The organism is Pontibacter populi, from assembly GCF_040278685.1.
Taxonomy (GTDB): Bacteria; Bacteroidota; Bacteroidia; order Cytophagales; family Hymenobacteraceae; genus Pontibacter; species Pontibacter populi.
Genome location: NZ_JBEOKT010000018.1, coordinates 24,143 through 47,218 on the forward strand (window position 1 = coordinate 24,143; position 23,076 = coordinate 47,218).

The following is a 23,076-nucleotide window of genomic DNA, read 5'->3' on the forward strand; positions in this document are numbered from 1 at the left end:
ACAAATAAGTAACAAAAGTTAGGAAAATAACAGCTATAAAGAACAAGTATCAACATTATATAATGCCTTTTCTACTTATTATGGACACTTTTCTATTCTGTTCTTTTCCCATATTTGAACGTTTTGTTCCCGCTCCTGGTACATTTTAAGCCCTTGTAACTGATAAAGTTGCAAGGGCTTTTTTGTTATCGAATAAAATGTGTATAGCTTTTGCGAATCTCTCGTATTGCTATCCAATGTGTAGCTTAAACAGCAAATAAAATGGTTTTATACAATGGGTTGATTAAGTTAGAATATAATCCTGCAACCGATATATTAGAAACCTCTATGCCGGATGCGTCTCATTTTACGTTGCCTGAAGTGCGTTTGTGCCTGGATGTTATCATCTCCCATATCCGGAATTATCACATCAGTAAAGCACTTTTCGATTCTCGCCATACACAACTGGATATGGGGGAGAATGAAGATGAGTACAAAGCCATGGCTGCACAGTTCGGAAAGGAATTAATGGGCACTCACATCCGAAAAATTGCCCGCTTATCCTTAACAGATAAAAACCGGGAAGAACAGGGTAAAAAGCTGCAACAGACAACAAAACAAGCTATCGATATCAGAACTTTTTACGACTATAGCGAAGCAATACAGTGGTTGGAGAAAGAGTAGATATTTAGCTCGTCAAGTATCCCTTTTATAATCACTCTACCTATTCTTATGTGTTTGCCTCTCCTGACTTTTTAGGCCGTTTATCAGGTGCCGATGTAGCTATCAATAGTTGCCATAAAGAGCAGTTTGATATTGTCCTGTAACTATTCTCTCCGTACACGTAAAACAACACATTCAAATTTTTTGAGTGTCACCCTCCCCGTTAGCTGGTAAATTTTATGATCAGGTTTTATTTAGTGCTGGCACTTTGTGTTGTCAGTATGCACGCTGTTGCGCAGAATGAATTTACGGTACAACATAGCCTGTATGTTGGCGCAGGTATCTCTATGGCCCCCGAAGATCTGGCTGGTATCGAAAGTATAGATGATAAAGGATATGTGCAGAACGGGCCAACTATAGCTCTGAATTATGTTGCCAGATTTCATAGGTATATGGCAGTGGGTGCAACTATAGGGCATAGCCGCAATGATCTTAATTCAGCTGCTGTAGCGCAATCGTTCTCTTCGTCTACAAGTGTGCAAACAGAGCCGTATACCCTTACTTTTTTAATGGCGGATGTGTATGGCTTGTTCCCGGTTAAGCAATGGCAATTTTATGCTAAGGGGAGCCTTGGCAGTATGCTGCCGGACGTTTGGGAGATGAAAATTAAAAATGATGTGGGGAGCGGAAGTATAAAAAGTGGAAGCAAGTTTGAACCAGCTTACGCCGGAACACTTGGTGTTAACTATAACTTTGGCAAAATCAGCTTAGGACTGGAGTCTGCTTTGCTGGCCTCGGAGCCCGAATTCGAGTTTGAGTTAAATCAATCAGTTACCTACAAAAAGCAGTGGCTGTCTGCCTTCAATCACATGGTTAAAGCCGGTATTCGGTTCTGAGAGTAACTATAAGTTTGTTACCTGGATAGGTCCTGTGCTCGGTTAGCATCTATAGCCAGCAGAATATAAAGCAGTATAGTAAACGACCACAGCGACGAACCACCATAACTGAAGAACGGCAACGGAATACCCACTACAGGTGCCAAACCGATCGTCATGCCGATGTTTACCAGGAAGTGGAAGAAGATAATAGAGGCCACACAATAGCCATATGTGCGAGCAAAAACAGACTTCTGGCGCTCCGCTATATTTACAATGCGTGTCATGAGCAGTAGAAACAAAGCGATCAGCACTGTGCTCCCGATCCAGCCATGCTCTTCTCCGATCGTACAGAAAATAAAGTCGGTACTTTGCTCCGGCACAAAATCGAACTTAGTTTGTGTGCCATCCAGGAATCCTTTACCCCAGAAACCTCCGGAACCAATCGCAATTTTAGACTGGGTTACATTCCAGCCATAGCCAAGCGGGTCAGCTTCCGGGCTAATAAGCGCCTTGATACGGTTTTGCTGGTGAGGCTGCAGTACATCGTTTATGAAATAATCCACACTAAAGATCATCCCAACTATAAGCAGCAACAGCGCGATCATAGACTTAATGCGGCGCATCAAACGATAATCAAGCCAAATGGCCGCTCCCATCAGCACTATAATTCCAATGAAAAGGTATAGTTTGGGAACAAGTAAGGTGAGTATAAAAATAGCAGCTGCCGAAGCTCCAATTATCAGTATCAGCGGCGACATACCCTCGCGGAAGTAAGCCAGTATAAACGCGGCGAATACTAGTGCCGATCCTGTCTCGTTCTGAAGAATGATAATGGCAGGCGGCAACAAGGTAATAAAAGCCAGTATCATCTGGTCTTTCATGTTCTGCTGGCGCAGGTTTACATTACTCAGAAATTTAGAGGCAGCCAGCGCAGTTGCAAACTTGGCAAGCTCTGCGGGCTGCAGGCGTATTCCGCCTCCCAGATCGAGCCACGAGCGCGAACCGGCAATAGGGTTAGCGACAGCCAATGTAATGAGTAGCAGCAGGATTATAGACCCATAAATAGGGTATGCCAGGTGCTCATATATCTTATAGTCTACAGCCAGCAGCATCGTTATCAAGATAACAGAAGTACCGATCCAGAGCAGCTGCTTACCAGAGTTGATATCGAAGCTGAAGATGTTCACAACATTATCGGGACTATACACCACCGCATAAATGTTCATCCAGCCCAGGCCTACCAACAGGAAATATATCAGTACAGTTACCCAGTCCATGTTATTCAGGATATTGCGCGAGGTACGCTTGCTGCTTCGGGTAGCAATTTTATACTTTGGTATAGTTTGTTCCACTGGCATATCCTTACTTCGATTTAATGTCCAGGTATTTACGACTAAGCACCCATTTCTCCTGGTCTACTATAGTTACAGTGTCTGTCAGGTACTTCTCGATCATCAGGCCGGCGATAGGGGCTGCCGACTGGCCACCCCATTTCCCATGTTCTACATAAACCGCAATGGCAATTTTAGGATTAACTTTCGGGGCAAAAGCCACAAATACGGCATGGTCAGGCCCTTGTGGGTTCTGGGCAGTACCTGTCTTTCCGCAAACTTCTATGCCTACTTTTTCCAGGTTAGCGCGGCGTGCAGTACCGGCACGTACCACCTCGGCCATACCTTCAACTATAGGTTCGTAGTGTTCGGATCCTACAGAGGTGTAATGTTTTTCCTGGTACTCTTTCAGGGGCTTGCCATTTTCGCCGACTGAGCGAATAATGTGGGGCGTTACGTAATAGCCGCGGTTAGCAACTATAGCCATAAAGTTTGCCATCTGTAAGGGCGTTACTCCAAGCTCTCCCTGGCCAATACTAAGTGAGTAAATGGTAGAATATTTCCAGCGATTTTTGCCATACACACGGTCGTATAATTCTGGCGAAGCAATAATGCCTTTTTTCTCACCTGGCAGGTCAATTCCCAGTTTTTGTCCGAACCCGAATGTTAATACCTGGTCTCTCCAAGATTTCAGGCCAAGGGCTGTGTCCATGAAGGTGTTTGGTGATTTGCCCTGGTTAATAAGCGCCCTGTAAGCCTGGAAGAACCATGGGTTACAGGAGTGCTGCACGGCACCGTACAGGTTAAGTGGAGACGGATGCGGGTGACAGTTTACCAGTGCCTTGTTGCAGGCATAAGTCGTATTTGGGTTGATAACACCGTCTTCCAACGCAATAAGAGCCTGTACCAGTTTAAAGATAGAGCCCGGCGGGTTTTGGTCGGCCATAATCGGGCGGTTGAACATGGTCTTATCCACATCCTTCAGCAGGTTCATGTAGTTCTTGCCGTAGTCTTTACCAGTAAACAGGTTAGGGTCGTAGAAAGGTGCTGAAACATACGCCAGGATCTCGCCAGTAGCTGGTTCTATAGCAACTATACTTCCTTTGGCACCATTCATCAGCTTTTCGCCGTATGCCTGCAGCTCCAGGTCTATCGTGCTGTACAGGTTCTCGCCTGCCACCGAAAGCGTATCATAAGCGCCATCTTTAAAGGGGCCCTTCTCGATACCACGCACGTTCACCATAATATGCCTTACTCCTCTTTGGCCCATCAGGTAATTCTCGTACTCCAGCTCTATACCACTCTTTCCAATATAGTCGCCGGGGCGATATCCCTGGTAATTGCTGGTATCTTCTAACTGTTTCGGGCTGATCTCGGCAATGTAACCCAAGGCATGTGATAAACTGGTATGGGAATAGCCGCGCGCTGTACGGGCATTAATGTAAAAACCAGGGAAATCGATCAGGTTATCCTGTATAAGGGCAAAGTCTTCGGTGGTAAGTTTCTGGTAAAAGATGGATGGCTTAACGTAAGAATACGCTCGTGCTTTTTTCAGGCGTTCGCGCACATCTTCCAGGGGCAGGTTCAGGAGTTGGGTTAGCCGGAGCGTATCCAGTTGCTTGGTCTCCTTGGGCACCACCATCAGGTCGTAAACAGGGGTGTTCTCTACCAGCAGTCTGCCATCGCGGTCGTAGATCAGGCCACGGAACGGATACTGGACAACTGTTTTAATCGCGTTGGTTTCGGCAGCCTGCTTATAGCTGCTATCTACTACCTGTATATAAAACAGGCGCAGCACAAACACAACACCGACCACTATAAAAATGGCCTGAATAACGTACTTTCTGTTTTCTAAGTAGTTCATGTACTATCTCTTCGCTCTTTTTACAGAGAAGAAAAGTAATTGGAGTATTACAACCACAACGCCTGTAAACAAGGTGCTGAGCAGGATTTTGACCAGCGTAAACCACTCAAACGTGATGATCTCCAAAAAGAAAACAGCAGCGTGGTGTACAACTATAAGTATTAGAGCATAGGTCAGAAACCAGCTCCAGCCCATTACGTGCAGGTTAGCGGAATCATTGGTATCGTAACCATCGCGGGGTGTGAGAAGGTTCAATATGTACGGGCGTAAATATGCAAGCAATACACTTGCCGCCGCATGTATGCCCATGGTATCGTAAAAAATATCAACCGTAAAGCCAACTATAAACCCCAGGAACAGCAGCAGGACCTTATTTATCTGGATGGGCAGGAACAGCAGAAAAGCAATATAGATAAAACAAAAGCCTGTACTGAACAACACCAGGTTATCAAAAAGCAGGATCTGCAGCGCTACAAACAGAATGAACTGCACGATATGTCGTATGATAGAGATGCTATTCATTTGGTAAAATGCCTGCGTTTTGTTCTAAGGTATCACGCTCTGCTTTCTGCGTATTTTCCACTACATACACAAATGATAGCTGGGCAAAATCTACGGCCAGTTTAACTTTTACATTATAAAAGCTTTTATCCGGCTCTTTCGAGATCGAGCTTATAGTTCCAACTAAAATGCCTTCAGGGAAAACTGTATTAAAGCCGCTGGTAACAACCGTATCGCCTTTGGCCATTTTAACATGCAAAGGTATGTAATCAAGTATCGCAGTCTGGAAGTCGCCGCCCTGCCACTTAATGGTACCCATGGTATTATTTTTCTTGATCTTGGCAGAGATCAGCATTTGCGAGTGCAGCAGCGATGTAACCGTTGAATAGTTATCGGATACTGTTTTTACCCGGCCAACAACACCATTTGATGCGATAACGCCCATACCAGGCAGCACGCCATCTTTTGTGCCTATAGATAAGGTGATGTAATTATTCATGCGGCGTACCGAGTTGTTGATAACGCGGCCAGCATGAAGTATAAATGGTTGCGGTCCTGTTCTAAGCGAGTCAACTACAGTAGTATCTGCAGGCACTACCATAACAGTGTCCAGTTTACTGGTGCTGTCTGCTAAGCTTTTCTGCCTGAACTGCATCAATTCCTGGCGTAGCAGTGCATTCTCGTTTGCCAGTGTAGCGTTAACAGATGCCAGGTTAAAGTAATCGGTAACACCGCTCTGGAACTCCAGCACACGACCTACATACCTGTTGGCGGAATTAAAAAAGGCTGCGCCCTGGTACGTGTTGTACTGTACGATCAGGTAAATAGAAAGCGCTTCCAACAGCACGAACACAAGGAACGCACGGAACCGGTAAATAAACGCAAAAAGATTCCGCATGCAGCTCTGTTACGTCAGCAGGACGTTCTTAAAGCCTTCGATATTTTTAATGGCAGCTCCGGTACCACGCACTACCGCTCTTAACGGATCCTCAGCAATGTGGATAGGAAGCTTGGTTTTAGCAGCTAAACGCTTGTCGAAGCCACGTAATAACGCACCACCGCCTGTCAGGTGTATACCATTGTCGTAGATATCGGCAGATAATTCCGGCGGAGCGATCTCCAGTGCCTTCAGTACCGCTTCTTCTATTTTAGATACAGATTTGTCAAGAGCAATCGCGATCTCTTGGTACGTTACTTTTATAACCTTCGGAATACCGGTCATCAGGTCGCGGCCACGGATCTCGTAGTCAGCTGGTGGGTTTTCGATCTCTGTAAGTGCAGCACCAACTTCAATTTTAATTTTTTCTGCTGAACGCTCACCGATCAGCAGGTTATGCTGGCGGCGCATATAATCCAGGATGTCTTTTGTAAACACATCACCGGCCACACGGATAGACTGATCGCAAACTATACCAGAAAGGGCCACCACAGCGATCTCTGTTGTACCACCCCCGATATCCACGATCATTGAACCTATCGGTTGTTCCACATCGATACCAATACCGATAGCGGCAGCCATTGGCTCCTGTATCATCCATACTTCTTTGGCACCTGCGTGCTGCGCAGAGTCACGTACGGCGCGTTTCTCTACCTCCGTAATACCCGACGGAATACAAATTACCATGCGGTGCGAAGGCTGGAACAAGCGACGGCCAGTGTCGATCATCTTGATCATACCACGGATCATCTCTTCGGCAGCGTGGAAGTCGGCAATTACACCATCTTTTAGCGGACGAATTGTTTTGATGTTTTCGTGGGTTTTTTCGTGCATCTGCATCGCCTGACGACCAATGGCAAGTACTTTGCCTGTTGTTCTGTCCACGGCAATTATAGATGGCTCGTCAACCACGATCTTATCGTTATGTATGATCAGGGTATTTGCGGTACCAAGGTCAATGGCTATATCGCTGGAGAAAAAATTAAATAGTCCCATTTTTTATATGTGCGGGCGTGCGGTAGCCCTATTTATATTTCAAATATACTATAATTATCGGGGATAAACCCGGCGCAAAATTAGTGATTTTAAACAGAATTTATACTGTAGTACTATAGTAGTGCTTGCTTTTTTAAATTTCGCGCTATAAAAAGAAGTCTGTGGCTATGTTTCAGGGGTATAACGGTGGTTTTCGGTTTAAATTGAATTGTATAAATTTTTTGATTTTAGTAAAGCTACGAACTATAAAGCACAAAGCCCCGGCTAAACTATAGCCAGGGCTCCTGTTTTGTAACTATAAAGCTGTTAGTGCTTAAAGTGGCGAACACCAGTCATCACCATCGCCATATTGTGGGCATCGCAGTAATCAATAGAATCCTGGTCTTTGATAGAACCGCCTGGTTGTACTACGGCTTTAATGCCAGCTTTATCTGCAATCTCCACACAGTCCGGGAAAGGGAAGAAAGCATCAGAAGCCATTACGGTTTTGCTCAGGTCGAATCCGAAGCTATTGGCTTTTTCGATGGCCTGGCGTAATGCATCAACTCTTGAAGTCTGGCCAACACCGCTCGAGAACATCATTTTATCAGTTGCCAGCACAATAGTATTGGACTTAGTGTGCTTGCAAACTTTGGCTGCAAATACCAGCGCTTTCTTTTCTTCGGCAGTTGGCTCGCGTTTGGTAGCTGTTTTAAAATCGGCCTCTGTTTCTGTTGCCAGGTCTTTGTCCTGCTCAATTACACCATTCAGTAAGGTTTTGAATTGCTTCTTCGGCATCTCCACTTCATGCTGCTTTAACAGGATGCGGTTTTTCTTTGACTTCAGTAACTCTAAAGCATCGTTATCAAAAGCAGGCGCGATCAATACTTCAAAGAAAAGCTTGTTCAACTCCTCAGCAGCAGCCAGATCTATAGTTCTGTTAGCAATGATCACTCCACCAAAAGCAGATACAGGGTCAGATGACAGGGCAGCAAGGTAAGCGTCTTTTATAGTTTCGCCGGTAGCGCAACCGCAGGCGTTAGTATGTTTCAGTATGGCTACAACCGGTTCTTCAAACTCAGCAGCTAACGCAACAGCAGCATCCACGTCTACCAGGTTGTTGTAAGATAGTTGCTTGCCGTTCAGTTGCTCGAAAAGCTCATCCAGTTTGCCGTAGAAAGTGCCTTTCTGGTGTGGGTTCTCGCCGTAGCGCAGCGGGGTAGCCTCGCGTATACTTTGCTTAAATGGCTGCTCTTCTGAATTGCCATTCATGTAGTTGAAGATATGCGTATCGTAGTGCGATGACACATCGAATGCCTTTGCAGCAAAACGCTTACGGTCTTCCAGATCTGTGGAGCCATTTTTCTCCTGCAGCAAGGTTACCACGTCATCATATTGCTCTCTAGACGACACGATCAGTACATCTTTAAAGTTCTTGGCAGCTGCACGGATAAGCGAAATACCGCCAATGTCTATTTTCTCAATAATATCCGCCTCTGATGCACCTGATGCTACAGTTTCTTCAAAAGGGTACAGGTCAACTATAACCAGGTCTATAGATGGGATAGCATATTCGGCTTGTTCAGCTAAGTCGCTTTCGTTATCGCGGCGGTGCAATATGCCTCCGAATACCTTTGGGTGCAGCGTTTTAACACGCCCACCAAAAATAGACGGGTAATCAGTCAGGTCTTCTACAGCAATTACTTCAGCGCCTTGCTCTTCCAGAAAAGCCTGCGTACCTCCTGTAGAGTAAATCGTAACGTTATGCTTTTTCAGGAGCTCTACTAATGGCTCAAGGCGGTCTTTATAGTAAACCGATATAAGTGCGGACTTGATTTGAACTGGTTGCATGGAATTGCTTGTATGGGTTGAGGATTGATTTCTATAGTTCGTCTTTTTGCAGTAGTAGCTTTTCGACTACTTCGGGCAGGTATTTATGTTCTAAAGCCAATACGCGTGCGGCTAATTCTTCAGGAGTATCGTTAGGGTGCACCGGGCAATACTCCTGCAGTATAAACTCGCCTTTGTCGTACTCTTCGTTAACGCGGTGTACAGTTATGCCGGATTGTGCATCGCCAGCCTGTACTACGGCAGTATGTACATTTATGCCATGCATGCCTTTGCCGCCATACTTGGGCAACAGGGCAGGGTGTATGTTGATGATGCTATCCGGGAAAGCCTTCAGGAATTTCTGAGGTACCAGCCATAAAAAGCCAGCTAAAACTATAAGGTCCGGATTAAAGGATTTTACCTGCTCCAGCACCTCGTCGGTTCCATAAAAAGCATCTCTGGAAAACAAAAGAGCCGGGACGTGGTAGGTCTCGGCTCTTTTTAGGGCATAGGCTTTCGGGTTGTTGGAGAACAGGGCGGCCACACGTATCTCAGGGTGGTGCTCAAAGTGCTCGAGCAGGCGCTGCGCATTGCTCCCCGATCCGGAAGCGAAAATGACTATATTCTTCTTATCTGGTCGTTCCAAAAGTATAAGCTGCTATTGAAGCTGCAAATATAGCGTGTTTGCTTATAGTTGCCAGTAACATTATAGTTTAAAATTATGGAATGTACCATTAACAATTAGCGCACGATCTTAAAAGCAAAATAGCCGTTCCCGGTTGCCATCCAGGTTCGTAGCCAGATCGGCAGCAGCATTTCTGTGCCGCGTGCTGTGGTGATGTCGCCCAGGTCGATAATATCGTTCCAGTTAAACTGCTGCAAAATAGCTTTTACTTCTGCTTTAGCCTCTGCGTTATTGCCGCTTATGAACATGGTCGGGTCGCCACCGCTTTTCTTTGCATCCACCATCACCTCGCAGTTTACGATGTTAAGCGTTTTTACCACATTAGCCTCAGGCAACAGCTTTTGAATCTCTTCGCCCAGCGAGTTGGTGTTTGCATATTCCGGGATAAGCGATGGCGGCATTCCTTTAGAGAAATCAAGCGGGTTGCTGATGTCGATGATGGTTTTTCCTTTGAAGTTTTCCGGGCCGGCCATTTTGAAAACATCCAGCGTGATCTCTCCTTTTGTGCAGTTAAAAACGATCTCACCGAATCTGGCTGCATCCTCGAAAGTGCCTGCCGATGCGTTGGCGCCATTGGCTTCAACCCAGGCCAGCGCTTTTTCGTTGGTTGCGCTCCTGCTGCCCATCATTACCTTATAACCTAATTGTATAAGTTTGGTACCGATGGTATTGCCTACCATACCTGTTCCAAGTACTGCTATATTCTTCATAAATGGCTGTTTTATAGTTGCTATATTAATTACAGTAGCAAACTTAAGTATAGTTGCTTATCTTTGCAATAACTGTCAAACCTGACAGTATGCAATTATTTCAAATTTTTAGTGAGATGATCATTCAGGATAGGGAATACATATTTGAAATAGGCGATAAAACCTACCATTGCGCCATGGATGTAACTATGGACTATATCGGCGGCAAGTGGAAAACCGTGGTGTTATGGTACCTAAGAAACAAAACAATGCGTTTCGGAGAGTTAAAGAAGCAGATACCGGATATTACCGAAAAGATGCTGAGCCTGCAACTGAAAGCATTGGAAGAAGATGGTTTGGTGAAAAGGGAAGTGTACCCCGAAGTGCCGTTGCGTGTGGAATATTCGCTAACAGAATTCGGAGAAACATTGGTGCCGGTTTTGGATGCCATCGCTAAGTGGGGCAGAAACCTGGGCGAATCCAAAGGCAAACTAAAACCGGTTGAGTAAATAAATCTGACCTAACTATAGCCTATAAGCAAACCGGCAACTACAGCCAGTTTGCTTATAGTTGCCAGTAAGTATACTTTTTGACATCCTGAGCAGAACTTTTTTACAGTTTAGCGGCGTACTCCAGTACTTTGCTGATCTCCTCTTCGGATTTCATTTCAAGGTTTTGCGCTTCTATATACTGCTGTAGTTCGGTAGCGTGTGCTGCGTAAAGGTTAATCAGGTTAGAGGTAGTGGCTTGTATATAGTCGGACTTATGGCTTATGTAAAAGGTCTTCGGCAAGGCAGTAGAGTTATTTGCCTGGCTTTCTTTTACTAGCAGTCTTCTGCCATTTATGTTCTTCAGGAGCTTTAAAACAGAGCCCTGCTGTGTGTCATAGTAGAATGTATCGCTATCTATCGTTATCATATCTATCAGATACATCTCATCAAAAACCAATGTGTCTTTTTTAGAGCTGATGTAGGCTACTTCGTCAGTCAGTAGGTTATAGTTTAAGATACCTGCGTTTGCTGTGCCTGTAATAAAAGTTATTGTTCCCTTTTTAAAAGTAGGGTAGTAGTAGGTATTACTTTCAGGCAAGGAGCTCATTTCGGCAGACACAACAGTTGCCTGAATTTCTTTCTTGCTCTGTGCGAATGAAACAGAACCTGCAAGAAGTACCAGGCACACAGTTAATAAAAAGCCATTTAGTTTCTTAGAGGGAGACAGCATAGTAGTTTGTTTAGTATAGGTGGATATTTTTGTTTTATTGAACTATAATACGGAAAGTTTAAAACTAATAGTTATAAAGTTATAATAAATTTCAAACTATATACTATTTAGTGCATAAAAAAGCCTGTAACAGATAAGCTCTGCTACAGGCTTTTAAACTATAGTTTGTTCAAATCTACTCTATAGTAACCACAAGCTGTTTTCCTGCCAGTACTTTTTCTTCCAGTACCTGAATGGCTTTTTCAGCACGGGTAATTCTGGCTTTTCTCTCGTTATAATCCGCATCCGAAATAGTGCGTGCTTTACGGTTACGCTCCAGTTCTTCCAGAGCGCGGGCTACACGGCCTCTGGCTTCTGTTACTTTTTCGTCGCCTTCCGCTACAACCTTGTTCAGCTTTTCCTGCTTTTCCTCGTTGTTAAGTTGGGCTGCTGCTGCTCTTGCCTGGCCAAACTCACGTCCGCTCAGTTCGCCTTTGTTCTTGCCATAAGCGTTGCCGTTGTTTCCTTTAGCTTCCTTTTCTTCGGCTTTGTTACCTTGCTGTTGTACCTTAGCTTTTGCTTCTGCTCTTCTTTCGTCTGCTCTAGCTCTAGGGTCAGTTGGCCTGTTACCTGATTCTTTCTCCTTGGCTTTGTCAGATTTGCCGTGCTGCTTTGATGTGTGCTCTTCCTCTGCTACGTCGCTTTTTTTGTTGCCTTTGCCTTGCTGCGCAAGAGCCATATCGGCAGTTAAAACCGAAAGACCGATAGTTAATGCCAAGCTTATATTACGGGTGATATTTTTCATGATAACTATAAGTTAGATCTCGTTTAACAATGAATCAACTTCTGCTGATGCTTCTTCTATCTCTACAGTTGTATTATCAATTTCAGTGGACGTAACCGAATCAGTTGCTACAGTACTTTCCTCTAGTTCAATTGTTTCTGTCTCAACTACAGCTTCCTGTGTTTCAGAAGCATTACCGCAACCCGAAAGGAGCACTGCAAATAAAATAAGGGAGAATAAATTCTTTTTCATGGTCAGTTAAAATGATTGGTAGTTGGCAATATACCTATAAAATAAACAGTTACGGGATTTAAATATAGTACATAACCTATAAACTGCAAAAACAACTATGTCAGATCTGCTAGTTAGTATATTAAGCGAGGAGCTTGCTTTTAGCTTTTAATGACCATGTAAACCTGAACTCGGCTACCTGGTCGCCTTTTTCGTCCATACCTATAGTTGAGGCTGTTATGGTAATGCCTTCGCCGGTAAGTTTGGTCTGCTCGGCGGCCTCTTGTATGCGCTTACCATCTTCACACATAAACGTGATCTTGCCCACAGCCTTTTTGGTAAAATCCGCATCCATATGCACAACCAGCATCGATATTGCCGGGTCGGCTTTGTAGGTATGCATCATGCACAACACCCCTGTTGAGAGCTCAGCAGCCATACTCAGGCAGGCAAAATAAATAGAATTGAACGGATTCTTGTTCAGGTATTTGTACGGTATAGTTACCGTGGCGCGCTCATCGGTTAGGGCTGTAACCCGCAGGTCTGCCATGTAGGCCATTGGCAACTTTGCAAGCATAAACAACCGGAACTTTGCCGGCGATGCAACCAGGTTCCGAAACTCATCTGCTTTGGTCGTTTTATGTATCATGTACCTGTGGTTTAAAGTGTTTATACTTAGTTAGGCGCAATCAGGTATAAAAACAACAACTATAGTTGCTATATATTTTGATGAAGACAGGTACTGAAAGCTAAAAGTTATGCTTGAATTAGTAATTGACTACAAGGTAATTTACCCAACCAGCAGCATCGACAGTATACCCGTCAGCATAATAAACTTGTTCAGGTTGCTCAGGTAGGCGAAGTCGCGTTTGCGGTCGGCGCGGGCCAGTTTTATAGTTAGCCAGATAGCCGGTAGCAGCACAAGTAGCACCATATAGATGTCAAAAGTAAGGGAAGTGCGGCTGTGTATGGAAACAATTATAGCAAAAGCCAGGAAAGCGGCAATAATAGGGTAAAGTACTAACTTTGTATTCCGGAAGCCAAGTACGATGGGTAACGTGCGGCACTCAAAAGAGGCGTCACCTTTCATGTCTTCCATGTCTTTAATGATCTCCCGGATAAGCGAAATAAGAAATGCGAACAAAGCATAGCCCAGCGTAATCCGGTTCAGGCTGTCGTCGTAAACGGCTACCACCAGCAGCATAGTAGCCGAAAGCAATGCGATGGTAATATTGCCAATCAATGGTAGCTTTTTAAGTCGTGCCGAATACCCCCAGAGCAACAATACCGCACCTGTGTTTATCAACCCAATTGGTATGTATAGCCAGAACCCGATTGCAATGCCCAGGAACGATAGTACCATGTGTGCAAACATAGCTTTCCTTCTACGGATAACAGTGCCTACAACCAAGCGGTCGGGTTTATTGATGGCGTCTATTTTAACATCGTAATAATCGTTGATGATGTAACCGGCTGCGGCTATAAATACTGTGGAGAGCGAAAGCAACACAAACGAAGGCTCCAGCACCTTACCCCAGATAATGCCCGGCGAAAGCAGACAAGCCTGGGCCAACGCCTGGCTCAGTACAATCAGTACCAGGTTGGGGAAGCGGATGAGGTTTAATAATGCCTTCACGGTTACGGAAACAGAAAATATAAGGTAGTAAAGGTATGCTAGTAACAGGACAGACGCAAACCTATAGTTCAGCCATAAAAAAAGCCCCTGTAAGGAGGGGCTTTTTCCGTAACTGTAAAGAAGTATATCTGGTTAGATTCTTTTCACGTTTACAGCATTGATTCCTTTTTTGCCTTCCTGCGTATCGAACGTTACGCGGTCGTTCTGCTGAATCTGCAGACCGTTAAGGCCTGTGATGTGCACAAAAAAATCCTCATTTGTCTCGTCTTCAGTAATGAAACCGAAACCTTTAGACTCAATAAAAAACTTTACTTTTCCTGTTTTCATAAAGAATTAATTATTGTAATAAAAATAAATTACGGTAAAGATATTAGAATTAAATATATATACAAGTTTAGATAATAAAAAATTTGCTTAAAAATATGGGAAAAGTATAAGTGAATTTTACCAGGTATCCTGTGTTTTCATAATCTTTTCGATGAGCTCCCTTACAGCTCCGCGGCCTCCATCTTTGGTGGCTATATAAGTACAAATCTCTTTTATATCATCGGCTGCATCGGCTGGGCAGGCACGTAGTCCGCATCGCTGCATTACTTCAAAATCCGGCATGTCATCGCCCATATAGGCAACGGTAGCCGGGTGGATGCCCTGCATGTACAGGTAATCCTCGAACTGATCTACTTTATCTTCTATCCCCAGGAAAATGTCTTCGATACCCAGGTCATTGAGGCGGTTACGCACACCGGGCTCATTTTTGCCAGATATGATAGCAACTTTGTATCCCTGGCGTATGGCGTGCTTTATGGCAAATCCGTCTTTTATATTAAAAGCGCGCACCTGTTCTCCGTCAGCAAAAACATATAGCAATCCATCTGTCAGTACACCATCTACATCAAAAATAAAGGTGTTTATGCGGGTAAGGTCTGGTTGAGTGATCGACATAGCTCTAAAAACAAAAAAAGGTTCTCGATAAAGAACCTTTAAATGTATAGAAAATTTTTAATATTTCTGTAGGACGTTACCGTTTCCGGCCTTAATCCTGGTTATCGCGCCACTCATATACCCAAGCTGCCTGAATTTGCTCCAGGTGCCCTTCGTTGGCCTGCTCGCGCGTACCTTCAAAGTTTGGCAGCGTAAGTATCCAGTCCAGCAATTCGGTAAAACGGATACGGTATATTTTAGACTCATTAAAATCATCACCAAACTTTTCGTAAAGTGCCATGGCGATGTCTTCGTGATCGCTCCATGTTATTGGTGGCTCGTAGTTCTTATTATTCATATCTGTTCAGTTAACAATTAACAGTTATCAGTAAACAATCAGCAGTAAACATATTTTGTATTGATAACTGTTTACTGCTAATTGCCTGCTTTAATTAGTGCCCCAGGAAGTCCTGCTCTGGTATAGTTACTACCACGTCTTCGTTGCCTTGTACCACGCACTGGCAGCCAAGCCTGGAGTTTATACGCGGGTCTACGGCGCGGTCAATGTAGTCTTCTTCCTTATCTGATATCTCAGGAAGATCATCCATGCCGGCTTCTACATACACATGGCAGGTACTGCAACCGCAAACACCACCACAGTTATGCTGTAGTTTTATATCGTTATTCAGCGCTACATCCAGCACCGATTCGCCTTCTACAGCGGGGTGCGTCTGGTCTGGAGAGCCGTCTGCGAACTTAAATGTTATATTTACAACTTTCATTTTTCGGATCTTGTAATGCGAGTGCAAAGTTATGAAACAAGCCTCCCGAATCAAAGTTATAACGGGTTTGTGTTTAGACGTGCCTCGGCGGTAGCTTATGCCGGGTTTTCTGAACTATAGTTGTTGCCTTTTGTAGCCTGTATGCTTTGTGTAAGAAGCTGGTAGATAGCCTGTAAATTTGGTTGGTGCTGTAACAGACGCAGGTGCTCGTCGATTACGTTCTGGTCGTTGCGTATAGCTGGTCCTGTCTGGACTGAGTAGGGATGATGCGTGGTTGCCTTTTTTATGGTTTCCTGAATAAGGGGCTGTAGCAGATCGGTTGGCATGTCAGCTTTTTGTAATAGCTCCTGGCTAATACCCAACAGGTGGTTTGTAAAGTTGCAGGCAAATACGGCTGCTAAGTGCAGTTGCTTCCGCTTGTCAGTATCCACGCGTTCTACCTTCTGGCTTATAGTTTGCGCCAGCTGCGTTAACAGATCTATAGTTGCTTCGGTGTTGCCTTCTATTAAAACAGGAACCTGCTGTACATCTACTGTTGCGTTTTTAGAGAAGGTCTGTAAGGGATAGAATACGCCATAGTTGGCACCAGTTATAGTTGACAGGACGGCTAAAGATTGCGAGCCGGACGTATGCGCAACTATAGTTCCGGGTTTAACTTTAATCTGCTCAGCAATACCAGGCAATGCCGCATCCGGAATAGCTATCAGTACCACATCGGCAACTATAGTCCTGAAGTTTAAGCTTTGCGTAGCCACCGCATTTGGGAGTAGTGTAGTAAGTCCTTCGCTGTGGGCTTTGTTTCGGCTATACACGGCAGTTATAGTATGCCCCGCTTTTTGCAGTGCCTGCGCCAGGTGCCACGCCACATTTCCCACACCAACTATAGCTATGTTCATAGGATTCTTGTAATTATAATTTTGTAAAGCTGCATCAGTTGGGGAACAATTGCCTTTTTTGAAAACCTGTTCATAAAATCTTCTCTTATGGCTGCGCTGTCATATCGATTATAATTTTTAACCATATCACTCATGGCTTCAGCTAAAGCTTGTGGGTTATTTACCTCCACTAATAAGCCATTAGTATCATTTACAATACTTTCTGGACCACCGCACCTGGTAGCTATTACTGGTTTTCCGCAGGCAATTGCTTCTGCATAAACAACGCCGAACGACTCGTAATGGCTTGGTAATACAAAAGTATCACACTCCTGGAGCTGCCTTACTGCTTCTTCCCTGTTTAATTCTCCTAACCATTCTATACAATCTGATATGCCAAGCATTTCAGCAAGGTCTTTAAAATCCTGCAAGTGTTTTCCATCGCCGCCTATTGTAAATTTTATGTCCTGCATTTTTTCTCTTACCAGTTTGATGGCATGAAGTAAGGTGTCTATGCCTTTTTCACTGGTGATGCGGGCTAATGTAAAAAAGGTAAATGATTTATTGCGTTGCTTAAGAACAGGTTTAAATACATCTTCGTCAACAAAATTAGGTATAACTATGGTTCTGGATATAGACTGGCGCTTCATCTCCTGCTCCAGAAACGGACTTACTGCTATATTAGCAACTGCGTTTAGGTAAGGTTTCAAATAAGTAGGAGTCAGGTTACCTATCTTGTCAGAAGCGTAATATCCTGGAAAGGGGCCCATGTGCTCCGTAATTATATAAGGCAGTTTTCTACGTCTCGCCAGTTCCATGGCCAGTTGCCCTGCTACTTCGCCTACATGCGCGTGTATAAAATCTGCCGGCCCGAAATCATTCTCAAACCGATCTAAGTTGGCCAGCATCGCTTTTAAAATCCCTTGCCTGTTGCCATGTAATAGCTTACGGGTCCAGGTAAAAGTGGGGTGGTGAAACTCTTTATAGTTAGGAAGTATAGTTCGGCTAAAAGGTTTTGTATCGGCCAGCTTTAGTTTTTGGAGGTTCCGGAAGTGGTCTTTTAACCAAAGCAGGTAGCGCTCATCTTTTTGCCCCCATAAACCTACACCTATTTTTACCGAACTATCATATCGGCAGACGGCCTGCAGTTGCTCCTTTATAAAAATACCGTTCAGCGGATAGTCTGATGAAGGATACCAGAACGGAATTACAAATACATTCATAAGTTGTGTAGGGGCTTGCGCTGCCCTAAAATACAAAAAGGCGGACAATGCCCACCTTTCTGCTATATTTATTATGTATGTAACTTACGCTACCTGCGCTTTCTCAGCTTTCTTTGCAGGTTTGGTTTTCGGGGTTTTGCCGCCGCCTTCCTGGTTACGACGGGTAATGGCCATGATAAAACCGATAGACATTACGATAGTACCGATCCAAAGAATATTCACGAAAGGTTTCTCCATGGCTTTCAGAATGATGTAGTCCTTTTGTGTAGTATTCACACCGATCTTAAATTCTTCTTTCGTAGGGTCTACGTTTAGGAAGGTGATGCGCAGGCCAAGGTCTTCGATGATCTCAGGGTAATAACCAGCCATGCCGTCTTTAAAGATCAACAGCGGATGTGCGTGGTAGGTCTTTTTCTCACCCATAATCTTCATATCAGCCTGTACAGCTATATCGCCAGCTTTCAAAGGTACACCCGGCACTTCTTTGATCACCTCAACACCGTTAAAGATGGCTACATAATCGTTCAGGATAATGGTGTCGCCCATAGTTACAGTATACTCCTGTAACTCGCTCCACTCTTTCTCCTCATTTGGGTCCGGCACAGAAGAAACGTGCGTATAAAGATCTTTCGTAGCGGATGTTTTAATGTCAGGAGATGCAAGCAGACCCATATTAGGGTTTACCTGCGCGCGTGGGTAAAGTGTAAAGGTTTCCTCAGTTTCGCGGTTCTTATACTCTACCTGGTAGTACGTGTTTTCCGGAGTCGGAAGCTCTAATGTATCGCCAGTCTTATAGTATAGTTTGTCTTTTACTTTAATGTCAGCCCGGGCTATAGCAGTATACTCATCGGCTGTTCTGAAAAGTACTTCCTTGTTTACATATTCCGGTACGCCTTCTACTTCCAGGAACTGGCCACGATAGCTCACACTATACTTATCCATGTCGGTAGTAGTGTTGCGCCATAGCAATACGTTGTCACGGTTAATTTCGTCCGGGAATTCACGGGAATATAACATACCTGATGTGTTCCCGGAAATAATGTTGGAATAACCTGATGAGAACAGGATGCCGAGTAACATTAAAGCAATACCAATGTGCGCTACAGCTCCACCGGAAAGGGTTACTTTCTTATGTAGCAGGCTCAGGATAATGCTCAGGTTGGCAAATACTGCGAATAGCGATGTTACAAACAATGTAATGTAAACCGGGTTATCCAGTTTAAAGTCGAATACATCGAACTTGTTAGATAAGATGATCACAAGGCTGGCAAACAGTAACGTAAGCATCAGCGGCATGGTGATCGCATCACCAAAGCTTTTCTTATCCGTTTTTCGCCACCACATTAGTTGGCCAATACCTGTAAGTATACCAATCAGTACACCTGCCCATAGTTGGAACTTCGTATAGTGCTCGATCTGGTCGGCTGGCAGGGCGGCGTTAGATTCTATACCAATAAAACCTAAGAAGGAATTGTAAACAGGGATAGAGGTAGTTGTTAGCACCTGAAAACCTGCCAGGCAAAGTACTGCAGCACCTATAAATATCCAGAATTCCCCGTTATAAGTAGTCAGCTCTTTTTCGGTTGTAGGTATGTGTTTCCACTTATAGATCAGCAGCGCCACAGCCAGTACTGCAAAAGCCGCAAGGTACGCGAACAGCTGACCAGAAAGACCTAAGTCTGTGAAAGAGTGAACAGATGCATTACCTAAGATACCGCTTCGGGTAAGGAAAGTAGAGTAAAGAATCAGGATAAAGGAGGTGATAACCAGGATATAGCTGGCTCTTAAGCCATGCTTGCTTCTACGGTAAGCGATCATGGTATGGATTGCACCAACCAGTACCAGCCACGGAATGTATACCGCATTTTCTACAGGGTCCCAGTTCCAGTAGCCACCGAAATTAAGGGTTTCGTAAGCCCAGTAAGCACCCATCATAATACCAATACCCAACGTTACAGCTGCAAAGTGAGCCCAAGGCAATGCAGGACGTACCCACTCGCCGAACTTACCTTTCCATAAGCCAGCCATTGCAAACGCAAACGGAACCAGTGTAGCTGCAAAACCAAGAAATAGGGTAGGAGGGTGAATCACCATCCAGTAGTTCTGTAAAAGCGGGTTAAGGCCGGTACCATCTTCTGGTTTATAGTTCGGATCCATGGCAAACACCGGGGTATCCGGCATAAAGTCACGCATCAGGATAAATGGCGAAGAACCGATCTTCAGGTCACCGATCACCACGCCCAAAATCATAGAGGTAAGGAATAACTGTACAAATGAGAACATGGCCATAACTGGTGCTTCCCATTCCTTGTTCTTTCTGCCAGCGTTCAGTAATACAACTCCAAGCACTACATGCCAGAAGATCCAAAGCAGGAATGAGCCTTCCTGGCCTTCCCAGAAGCAGGAGATCATGAAATGGACTGGCAGGTGATTGGACGAGTGGCTCCAGGCGTAATAATACTCGTAACGGTGCTCGTAAATAATGTTAAAGAGCGCGAATATTACTAACAATACTGCCGCAGAATGCACATAAAAAGCACCACGGGCAAACCGGCGCCATTTGGTAAGAGCTTCAGCATCTATAGAAGAACGCGAAGCCATAAAGTAAGCGTAAGAAGACACGATGGCTGCCACAAAAGCAATTATCACACTCAGGTGGCCTATATCGCCGATCAGCGTATTTATCATCTTTAAAAGTTAGAAATGTATAAGTTAAAAAGTGTGGAAGTTAAAAAGGCTAAAGAGCTATACTTTCTAACTGAATTACAAGCCTGCGGTAGTTTGCTGTACTTCTTTTTCCACGTACTTAGACGGGCACTTCAGCAGGATCTTATCGGCTACAAACACTTCGTTCTGCATGCTGCCGGTAATTACAACCTGCTCCGAGCGCTCAAAGTCCTGTGGTTTTGGGTTAAAGTATACCACCTGCTGCTCTACGCGGTTTGTATCCACGAGCATAAACGAGAAGTAGTTCGGGTCTACGATCGGGTCATACTTCATGCCAACTATATGGCCTTGTGCGTCCTTTTTAAGGCGGCCTACTACGTGCACCTTTGCTTTGCTTCCATCTTCTGCCAGCTCTTTAGCCTGGCCAAAATCAACATAAGTACTGGCGTCGCCGGCCGTAGACATGATGATCATGATGGCTGCCGCGATGATGATGATACCGATGATGTGTGACTTCTTCATCTATAGTATAAATTATTGATTTTCCGGTTTCGTTAGCCTAACACAAAAGCAGGTATTTTAAATCCACTTTAGTGCTGTTTTTATACCTGCCGGTAACTATTCTTTAAATTGCTTTTCGAGTTTGCCTACCTTACGGTCCAGCGTTACCAGGTAAATGATTAATCCGGTCAGTACAGTCAGCAGAACTACTACCACTACCCAGATCTTTCCATCCTGGCGCAGCGTGTCGGCCATTTCTATATCCGTTTCAGCCGGGTCAGACGAATACTCTACCTGGGTTTGCTCAGGCTGAGCCTGCACTTGGGTGATTCCTGCCAGTGCGCCAAGGATAAAGCAGCAGATGGCCAGTATTTTAAACAGTTTCATATAAGCGTTGTCTCAGTAATTCAAATCTTGATCTTACATTCACGATCCAAATGCCCAGTAAGGTCCAGCCCAATACTGCAGGATAAAAAACCATACGCAGGCGGCTGTCGAGGTCGTAGCTGTTAAAGCCTGGGTTGCCCCCGTTGCCAGGGTGCAGCGAATCGGTAAGTCTTGGGAGAATAAACAGCAAAGGGATTAAAGCTGCAAATGCAAAGATATTATAAACAGCGCTGATGCGGGCACGCTGCTGCTGTTCGGCAAACGAGCTGCGCAGTACCACATAAGCAAAGTAGATAAGCAGGCCAATGGCTGAAGCGTTCTGTTTCGGGTCGTTGCTCCAGTATTCGCCCCACGTAAATTTGGCCCACTCCATACCGGTAACTATACCAAGCACGCCAAACAGGATACCAACTTTAGCAGCTTCGTAAGCTACCACATCGTTTTTTATAGTTGGGTTGCGCAGGTATTTTATTGAGTATACAACCGAGATCAGCAGTATCAGGATCATACCAAACCACATAGGTACATGGAAGTATAAATTCCGGATGGTCTCGTTCAGAATAGCCAGCCTCGGAACTTCTGACATCATACCAACCACTACTGTAAAGATCAGCAACAGCACGGTCAGTATTTTCCACCAATAGTTTTTCATTCTTTAAGTCAAGTTATTCGTTTGCAGCATCTTACTTCTATTAACACATTCTGTTATTTTTTGTGCCCGAAGCTGCATAAAATGTTTCGCAAACACAGTGATAATCCACGGCTTACGAACGCCAAAGGTACGGGAACAAAATATAAGAAACAGTGATAACGATCATGTTTATGGCGAGCAAAGTCAACAGTTCGTCGAGACTGGCTCCTCTGTCTAAACCATCCATTGCGTTCTTCGACATTTTGATGAGCATCAGCAGCATCGGAACTATAACCGGGAAGCTCAGGATCGCCATTAATGTACTGCTGTTTGCGGCCTTGGATGCAATGCCCGAGATCATAGTCAGGGATGTAGAAAACCCGATAGCTCCAAGCAAAAGCGACAGCAAAAACATTGGAATATCCTGCACTGGGTTGCCCAATACAAACGCATAGAACACAAAACAGATAATAGCCAGCAGCAACATTAAAAGCGTGTTGTAAACTATTTTAGCCAGTATTATGCCCTGCGGGCTAACTATAGAATAGAAGTATAACAACCTGCCTCGGTTCTCCTGCATAAAACTTTTGGCGATAGCGTTAACCGATGTAAACAGCAAGATAATCCAGAGCAATGCATTCCAGATCGGGCCGCTGTCGTCGGAGAACTGGCGAAGACCAAAGCTTAAATAACACACAAAAACGGTACTACCCACATACAGTAACATACCGTTAAAGGCATATTTCTGTCGCCATTCCAGCACTAGGTCTTTCTGTATCAGATATAGTATTTCTTTTAGCAGCACTGCGTTAATTTTTCGCAAAGTTACGACACAATTATTTGGGAAAGTAGTGTTTGTTTGGATTGATGATTTGTATCAGTTTGTGGTGGGTTATAGTTTTCCCG

At 44.4% G+C, this 23,076-nt stretch carries 27 protein-coding genes; 3 read left to right on the top strand and 24 right to left on the bottom strand.

Annotated features, from left to right (window positions below; translation table 11 throughout):
- The first annotated feature begins 261 nt into the window (after positions 1-261).
- Together ABS362_RS16105 and ABS362_RS16110 are read left to right on the top strand one after the other, a co-directional pair.
- The gene (locus tag ABS362_RS16105) at positions 262-663 is read left to right on the top strand and encodes a hypothetical protein (protein ID WP_350413657.1); all 402 of its coding nucleotides are present in this window, start codon (positions 262-264) and stop codon (positions 661-663) included.
- A 218-nt stretch (positions 664-881) separates the two neighbouring features.
- On the top strand, positions 882-1,538 hold the full coding sequence (locus ABS362_RS16110; protein WP_350413659.1) for a hypothetical protein: 657 nt from the start codon (positions 882-884) through the stop codon (positions 1,536-1,538).
- Positions 1,539-1,555: 17 nt separating this feature from the next.
- Here ABS362_RS16110 and rodA read toward each other — a convergent pair whose 3' ends face one another.
- From rodA to ABS362_RS16150, 8 genes are all read right to left on the bottom strand, one after another.
- Positions 1,556-2,878, bottom strand: a complete 1,323-nt coding sequence (rodA, locus tag ABS362_RS16115; protein ID WP_350413661.1) for a rod shape-determining protein RodA — start codon at positions 2,876-2,878, stop codon at positions 1,556-1,558.
- A 4-nt stretch (positions 2,879-2,882) separates the two neighbouring features.
- A complete protein-coding gene (mrdA, locus tag ABS362_RS16120) occupies positions 2,883-4,715 on the bottom strand; it encodes a penicillin-binding protein 2 (RefSeq protein ID WP_350413663.1) in 1,833 nt (610 codons plus the stop codon).
- Positions 4,716-4,718: 3 nt separating this feature from the next.
- Positions 4,719-5,237 (bottom strand): hypothetical protein, encoded by a 519-nt coding sequence (locus ABS362_RS16125; RefSeq protein ID WP_350413664.1) that lies wholly within the window; start codon positions 5,235-5,237, stop codon positions 4,719-4,721.
- Positions 5,230-6,114 carry a rod shape-determining protein MreC gene (gene mreC, locus ABS362_RS16130; RefSeq protein ID WP_350413666.1) on the bottom strand — a complete coding sequence of 295 codons (885 nt, stop codon included), beginning with the start codon at positions 6,112-6,114 and terminating at the stop codon, positions 5,230-5,232. Before mreC ends, ABS362_RS16125 begins: the two co-directional genes overlap by 8 nt.
- A gap of 9 nt (positions 6,115-6,123) precedes the next feature.
- Positions 6,124-7,149 carry a rod shape-determining protein gene (locus ABS362_RS16135; RefSeq protein ID WP_162346886.1) on the bottom strand — a complete coding sequence of 342 codons (1,026 nt, stop codon included), beginning with the start codon at positions 7,147-7,149 and terminating at the stop codon, positions 6,124-6,126.
- Between the two features lie 306 nt (positions 7,150-7,455).
- The gene (purH, locus tag ABS362_RS16140; protein ID WP_350413668.1) at positions 7,456-8,979 is read right to left on the bottom strand and encodes a bifunctional phosphoribosylaminoimidazolecarboxamide formyltransferase/IMP cyclohydrolase; all 1,524 of its coding nucleotides are present in this window, start codon (positions 8,977-8,979) and stop codon (positions 7,456-7,458) included.
- Positions 8,980-9,010: 31 nt separating this feature from the next.
- Complete coding sequence (gene purN / locus ABS362_RS16145; RefSeq protein ID WP_350413669.1) at positions 9,011-9,604, bottom strand: phosphoribosylglycinamide formyltransferase; 594 nt, start codon at positions 9,602-9,604, stop codon at positions 9,011-9,013.
- 95 nt (positions 9,605-9,699) lie between these two features.
- A complete protein-coding gene (locus ABS362_RS16150) occupies positions 9,700-10,353 on the bottom strand; it encodes an NADPH-dependent F420 reductase (RefSeq protein WP_350413671.1) in 654 nt (217 codons plus the stop codon).
- Positions 10,354-10,442: 89 nt separating this feature from the next.
- Here ABS362_RS16150 and ABS362_RS16155 point away from each other — a divergent pair, with 89 nt between their 5' ends.
- Positions 10,443-10,841: a winged helix-turn-helix transcriptional regulator gene (locus ABS362_RS16155; protein ID WP_434086529.1), complete on the top strand. Its 399-nt coding sequence runs from the start codon at positions 10,443-10,445 to the stop codon at positions 10,839-10,841.
- Positions 10,842-10,944: 103 nt separating this feature from the next.
- On the opposite strand, the gene ABS362_RS16160 is transcribed toward ABS362_RS16155, so the two are convergent.
- The 16 genes from ABS362_RS16160 to ABS362_RS16235 form a co-directional block, all read right to left on the bottom strand.
- Positions 10,945-11,553 (bottom strand): hypothetical protein, encoded by a 609-nt coding sequence (locus ABS362_RS16160; RefSeq protein WP_350413672.1) that lies wholly within the window; start codon positions 11,551-11,553, stop codon positions 10,945-10,947.
- A gap of 175 nt (positions 11,554-11,728) precedes the next feature.
- Positions 11,729-12,337: an HlyD family secretion protein gene (locus tag ABS362_RS16165; protein ID WP_350413674.1), complete on the bottom strand. Its 609-nt coding sequence runs from the start codon at positions 12,335-12,337 to the stop codon at positions 11,729-11,731.
- A 12-nt stretch (positions 12,338-12,349) separates the two neighbouring features.
- Positions 12,350-12,568: a hypothetical protein gene (locus tag ABS362_RS16170; protein ID WP_350413675.1), complete on the bottom strand. Its 219-nt coding sequence runs from the start codon at positions 12,566-12,568 to the stop codon at positions 12,350-12,352.
- 121 nt (positions 12,569-12,689) lie between these two features.
- Positions 12,690-13,196, bottom strand: a complete 507-nt coding sequence (locus ABS362_RS16175) for a PaaI family thioesterase (RefSeq protein ID WP_350413676.1) — start codon at positions 13,194-13,196, stop codon at positions 12,690-12,692.
- 141 nt (positions 13,197-13,337) lie between these two features.
- Entirely contained in the window at positions 13,338-14,183 is an 846-nt protein-coding gene (locus ABS362_RS16180; protein WP_350413678.1) for a geranylgeranylglycerol-phosphate geranylgeranyltransferase, read from the bottom strand.
- Between the two features lie 132 nt (positions 14,184-14,315).
- Positions 14,316-14,510, bottom strand: a complete 195-nt coding sequence (locus ABS362_RS16185) for a cold-shock protein (protein ID WP_162427830.1) — start codon at positions 14,508-14,510, stop codon at positions 14,316-14,318.
- Between the two features lie 117 nt (positions 14,511-14,627).
- Positions 14,628-15,125: a KdsC family phosphatase gene (locus tag ABS362_RS16190; protein ID WP_350413680.1), complete on the bottom strand. Its 498-nt coding sequence runs from the start codon at positions 15,123-15,125 to the stop codon at positions 14,628-14,630.
- 91 nt (positions 15,126-15,216) lie between these two features.
- The gene (gene iscX, locus ABS362_RS16195; RefSeq protein WP_350413682.1) at positions 15,217-15,462 is read right to left on the bottom strand and encodes a Fe-S cluster assembly protein IscX; all 246 of its coding nucleotides are present in this window, start codon (positions 15,460-15,462) and stop codon (positions 15,217-15,219) included.
- A gap of 94 nt (positions 15,463-15,556) precedes the next feature.
- Positions 15,557-15,913: a 2Fe-2S iron-sulfur cluster-binding protein gene (locus tag ABS362_RS16200; RefSeq protein WP_350413683.1), complete on the bottom strand. Its 357-nt coding sequence runs from the start codon at positions 15,911-15,913 to the stop codon at positions 15,557-15,559.
- A 68-nt stretch (positions 15,914-15,981) separates the two neighbouring features.
- The gene (locus ABS362_RS16205; RefSeq protein WP_350413684.1) at positions 15,982-16,782 is read right to left on the bottom strand and encodes a Rossmann-like and DUF2520 domain-containing protein; all 801 of its coding nucleotides are present in this window, start codon (positions 16,780-16,782) and stop codon (positions 15,982-15,984) included.
- Positions 16,779-17,984 (bottom strand): glycosyltransferase, encoded by a 1,206-nt coding sequence (locus tag ABS362_RS16210; protein ID WP_350413685.1) that lies wholly within the window; start codon positions 17,982-17,984, stop codon positions 16,779-16,781. Before ABS362_RS16210 ends, ABS362_RS16205 begins: the two co-directional genes overlap by 4 nt.
- Before the next feature lie 84 nt (positions 17,985-18,068).
- Positions 18,069-20,672, bottom strand: coding sequence for a cytochrome c biogenesis protein CcsA (gene ccsA / locus ABS362_RS16215; protein ID WP_350413686.1), 2,604 nt, complete (start codon positions 20,670-20,672; stop codon positions 18,069-18,071).
- A gap of 75 nt (positions 20,673-20,747) precedes the next feature.
- Positions 20,748-21,173 (bottom strand): cytochrome c maturation protein CcmE domain-containing protein, encoded by a 426-nt coding sequence (locus ABS362_RS16220; RefSeq protein WP_350413688.1) that lies wholly within the window; start codon positions 21,171-21,173, stop codon positions 20,748-20,750.
- A 96-nt stretch (positions 21,174-21,269) separates the two neighbouring features.
- The gene (locus ABS362_RS16225; RefSeq protein WP_350413690.1) at positions 21,270-21,539 is read right to left on the bottom strand and encodes a CcmD family protein; all 270 of its coding nucleotides are present in this window, start codon (positions 21,537-21,539) and stop codon (positions 21,270-21,272) included.
- The gene (gene ccsA / locus ABS362_RS16230; RefSeq protein ID WP_350413692.1) at positions 21,526-22,191 is read right to left on the bottom strand and encodes a cytochrome c biogenesis protein CcsA; all 666 of its coding nucleotides are present in this window, start codon (positions 22,189-22,191) and stop codon (positions 21,526-21,528) included. The genes ABS362_RS16225 and ccsA (ABS362_RS16230) overlap by 14 nt, the downstream gene beginning before the upstream one ends.
- A gap of 112 nt (positions 22,192-22,303) precedes the next feature.
- On the bottom strand, positions 22,304-22,948 hold the full coding sequence (locus ABS362_RS16235) for a heme exporter protein CcmB (protein WP_350413745.1): 645 nt from the start codon (positions 22,946-22,948) through the stop codon (positions 22,304-22,306).
- Positions 22,949-23,076 lie beyond the last annotated feature (128 nt).